Below are 4,003 nucleotides of genomic sequence, written 5' to 3'. Positions count from 1 at the left end.
CCAGCCGCAGGTTCGGCGGGACCGGCCTGGGACTGTCCATCGCACGCGAGGTCGCGGCTCTGCTCGGCGGTGTGATCCGTGCCCGGAGCGAGTTCGGGCAGGGCAGCACCTTCACCCTCTACCTGCCGCTGTCCTCGCCCGAGGCGATCGGTGAACAGGCCCGTGGCGCCACGCAGCCAGCCATTTCCGGCCCGCCGACACCCGCGGCCCTGCCACTGCCGCCCGGCTCGTCCGGCTCCTCTGGCTCGTCCGGCTCACAGGTGTCCGCGGCCGCGCTGGTATCCGCGCCCACACCCGGCGACAACGGCGTCCCAGCACATGCCACCACGGACGACGTGCTCCGCAGCCGTAGGATTCTTGTGATCGACGACGACGTCCGGAACGTGTTCGCCATCACCAGCATCCTCGAGCTCTACGGCCTGAACGTGATTCACGCGCCCGACGGGCGTATAGGCATCGACATCCTGCTCGCCACCGACGGCATCGAGCTCGTTCTCGTGGACGTGATGATGCCGGAAATGGACGGTTACGCCACGATGGCGGCAATCCGGGAAATGCCCCGCTTCGGCGCGCTGCCGATTATTGCCGTCACCGCGAAGGCCATGCCGGGCGACCGGCAGAAGTGCCTTGCCGCCGGCGCCGACGACTACGTGACCAAGCCGGTCGACACCGACGAGCTCCTCGCCTGCATCCGGCAGCGGCTCACCGACCAGGAACCCGGCGGCAGGAACATAAGGTGATCTGAATCCCGGTTCGGGCGGCAGCGGTCCCTCGGGCCGACGTCCCCGGACCACTGTGTGCGCCCGCGGTTGAGTGACGGCTCGCGGGGGATGGTCCGCTGTCGGCCGCGTCGTACCGGCAGCCCGTCTCCCGGTCGAGATGAACGTGCGACCGACGGAGGTGAACGCGCGGCTGGCCGAGGTGAATTCATGGCGAATACCTGACGGTCGGACAGCACGGAGCGCGCCGACCCCGACCAGAACCCCATACGGTCGCTGAATCATCATATCGGTCCAATCGTGCATTTGAGGACGGGGCGAAACGTGGGTTGGTTGAGCGCTGAGAGTGTCGTGGCCGTACTCACCGCAGTGCTCGGTATCGCGGCATCCTTCGCCGTGGTCTGGTACGAGCGCAGGGTGCCCCGTCACCGGCGCATCGGCTACCGCGTGCAGATGGACACTCCCATCGGTAGCGACAACCGCGGCGGGCAGGGCCAGGCGAACATACGGCTCGGCCTGTTCAACGACCTCCCCGACATGTCGGATGCCACCCTCGTTCTCCTGCGCATCGAAAACGACGGTGCGCAGGGCATCACCGACACCGACTACACCAGCAACGGCCTCACCGCTGTCTTCACCGAGCGCATCGTCAGAGGTGTAGCTGTCACCCAGCCCGACGCCGAGCATCTGATGGACCACTTCGCCGCACCGGGGGCCATGCGGCACGGCGACAGCACGATCTACCTGCCCCGTGTCCCGCTCAACCGCGGCCAGCACTACAAGCTGCTCGTGCTGCTCACCGGCGGCCGCGTCGGTTGCGTCGTCCGGGTCAGCGGCGGGATCCGGGACGGCGCCGTGATGCCCAACCGCAGCACGACGGTGGACGACACCCCACCCCTGTTCAGCAGACCCGCCCGCTGGATCACCGTCCTGCTCACCCTCTGTGTCACGGCGTTGGCAGTCATCATTGTCGTCCGCCGGAACGTGCCGCCTCCCATCGGCTGCGCCACCGGAAAGCTCACCGTCATCGGTTCGACGGCCTTCGCGCCGGTCGTACGGGAAATCGCCGAGAAGTACGAGTCCGACTGCCCGGATTCAGAGATCACGGTGAACTCACGCGGCAGCAACGAGGGCATACAGGAACTGGTGGACGCCGGTGACAGGTCCACGAGCGGGTCACCAGCCGTGATCTCCATTTACGACGGTTCAAAGCCGGACGGCTATCCGCAGATGACAGGGGAGCGCGTCACGGTCTCCGCCTTCGCCCTGGTGGTGAACGACCAGGTGTCGATCGGAGGTCTGACGATCAACCAGATACAAAGAATCTACCGGGGCGACATTCTCAACTGGAACCAGGTCGGCGGCCCCGACCTCCCGGTCCTGCTCGTGAGCAGGGACGCCAACTCCGGCACCCGCGACCTGTTCCGGCGGCACATCCTCGACGGGTTCGGTGAACCAGCCCTGACCTCGCTGGACTGCGAGCACAGGAATTCCCCGCAGGACAGGGTCGTCCGCTGTGAACTCGACAGCACCGAGCGGGTGCTGAGAACCGTGGCCAGGCTCCCGGGCGCCATCGGCTACAGCGAACTGCAGGCTGCCATCGCGTCCAGGAACCTGCATGCCCTGCGTATCAACGGTCAGGCGCCGTCGATCGAGAGTATCGGCGACAGCTCCTATCCCTTCACGGAGATCGAGTACGCCTACACCTACGGTAGCCCACCCGCTGGTTCTCTCACCTCCAGCTTTCTGAACTATCTGACAAGGGGCAGCGGTCAGGACGTCATGAAGACCCATGGGCACCTGCCCTGCTACAGCCCGGAGGGTTTCAGGCGCTGCCAGTAGTGATCGGTGACTCCCACGGGTACTTGATCATGAGGTCGCCCGAGCGGTCCGGACCGGAACCCGCTTCGTACTGTGGTTTCCCCGCGCCGTCAGGCGGCTACCGCGGGGGCGCGAAGACGGTGGCCAGGGCAGCCAGGGCGTCGGGCACGGCCCGGTAGTACGCCCAGACGCCGCGTTTGTCCCGAGTGATCAGCCCGGCGTCCACCAGGACCTTCAGATGGTGGCTGACGGTGGGCTGGCTCAGGCCGAGGGGCTCGGTGAGCTCGCAGACGCAGGCCTCGCCGTTCTCACGAGCATAGATCATCGACAGGAGTCGCAGCCGGGCGGGCACGGCGATCGCCCTGAGGACCGTGACGAGTCGCTCCGCTTCCTCGGCGGACAGCGGCGCCCTGGTCAGCGGGGTGCAGCAGGCCACGGGGAGGCCGGCGAGGCCGGACGCGTCGGAATCCGCGCGCGTGCCGGGGCCCGTGGGGGCGGCGCGCGCGGGAAGCGGGGTGGGCAGGGGTGCGGTCGCCATGCGCTTCAGCATGCCTTACCTATTGACAGCCGTCTATGTGTGGGGGCATCGTCGCGTTTGACGGAAGACATTGATGGTCATCGATGCGATGAGAGGTTGTGATCATGATTCCCAGGGTGCAACTGGCGCTGAACGCCTCCGACGTGGACGCGGCGGTCGACTTCTACACGAAGCTGTTCGGGGCCGGCCCGGCGAAGCGCCGGCCGGGATACGCGAACTTCGCGATCGACGTGCCGCCACTGAAGCTGGTGCTGATCGAGAACCCACGGGCCCGGGGCGCCGGGGTGGCCGGCGCGCTCAACCATCTCGGCGTCGAGGTCGCCACCTCCGAGGAGGTGACCGCGGCAACCACGCGGCTGGCCGGGGCCGGGCTGGACACGGCGACCGAGGAGAACAGCACCTGCTGCTACGCGGTGCAGGACAAGGTCTGGGTCGACGATCCGGACGGCGCCCCGTGGGAGATCTACACGGTGCTCGCCGACGTCCCTGACAGGACCGACGCCGCTATCGGGGTTGGGCCGGCACTGCGGACGGTGGAACCGGGCGGCGGGCCGGCTTCGGCGTGCGCGTGCGGGCCAGGCGGTGACTGCGCCCCGACGGCGGACACCGGTGCGGCCGTTCCGCTCGCCACCGCAGGTCGTGCTGGTCACGCAGGCCGCTGATGGCACAGGTACGGCCGGGCCTACCGCCGCTGGCGCGCCGGCTGGCCGCCGAGGCGGTCGGCAGCATGCTGCTGGCCGCCCTGGTGATCGGTTCGGGGATTGCCGCGACACAGCTCAGCCCGGGACAGACCGGGCTGCAGCTGGTGGAGAACGCCGCGGCGACCGCCGCCGGCCTGTTCGCGATCATCCTGATGGTCGGGCCGGTCTCCGGAGGGCATTTCAACCCGGTGGTCTCGGGGGTGGACGCCGCGTTCGGCGGGCTG

At 68.2% G+C, this 4,003-nt stretch carries 3 protein-coding genes and 2 pseudogenes (1 of these 5 cut by a window edge); 4 read left to right on the top strand and 1 reads right to left on the bottom strand.

The features are described from left to right. Both FrCorBMG51_RS16030 and FrCorBMG51_RS16025 read left to right on the top strand, forming a co-directional pair. A pseudogene (locus FrCorBMG51_RS16030) lies at window positions 1–740 on the top strand (HAMP domain-containing protein); it begins 2,925 nt to the left of the window's first position. Between the two features lie 303 nt (window positions 741–1,043). Next, a complete protein-coding gene (locus FrCorBMG51_RS16025) occupies window positions 1,044–2,561 on the top strand; it encodes a PstS family phosphate ABC transporter substrate-binding protein (protein WP_047223875.1) in 1,518 nt (505 codons plus the stop codon). 97 nt (window positions 2,562–2,658) lie between these two features. Here the strand turns inward: FrCorBMG51_RS16025 and FrCorBMG51_RS16020 are convergent, their stop codons facing one another. Then, window positions 2,659–3,078, bottom strand: coding sequence for an ArsR/SmtB family transcription factor (locus tag FrCorBMG51_RS16020; RefSeq protein ID WP_235433627.1), 420 nt, complete (start codon window positions 3,076–3,078; stop codon window positions 2,659–2,661). Window positions 3,079–3,185: 107 nt separating this feature from the next. Here FrCorBMG51_RS16020 and FrCorBMG51_RS16015 point away from each other — a divergent pair, with 107 nt between their 5' ends. Further along, the gene (locus FrCorBMG51_RS16015) at window positions 3,186–3,740 is read left to right on the top strand and encodes an ArsI/CadI family heavy metal resistance metalloenzyme (RefSeq protein WP_047223923.1); all 555 of its coding nucleotides are present in this window, start codon (window positions 3,186–3,188) and stop codon (window positions 3,738–3,740) included. Continuing rightward, window positions 3,740–3,916: pseudogene (locus tag FrCorBMG51_RS34840) on the top strand (aquaporin family protein); the annotation flags it as partial. The gene FrCorBMG51_RS16015 and the pseudogene FrCorBMG51_RS34840, both read left to right, overlap by 1 nt. Window positions 3,917–4,003 lie beyond the last annotated feature (87 nt).

Origin of the sequence: Protofrankia coriariae (genome assembly GCF_001017755.1) — a bacterium.
In the GTDB taxonomy this organism is placed as follows: Bacteria; Actinomycetota; Actinomycetes; order Frankiales; family Frankiaceae; genus Protofrankia; species Protofrankia coriariae.
This window is presented reverse-complemented; position numbering and strand designations above follow the sequence as displayed.

Coding starts and splice junctions, on each gene's coding strand:
- FrCorBMG51_RS16020 (WP_235433627.1), bottom strand. CDS start 3,078: ATGGCGACCGCACCCCTGCCCACCCCGCTTCCCGCGCGCGCCGCCCCC.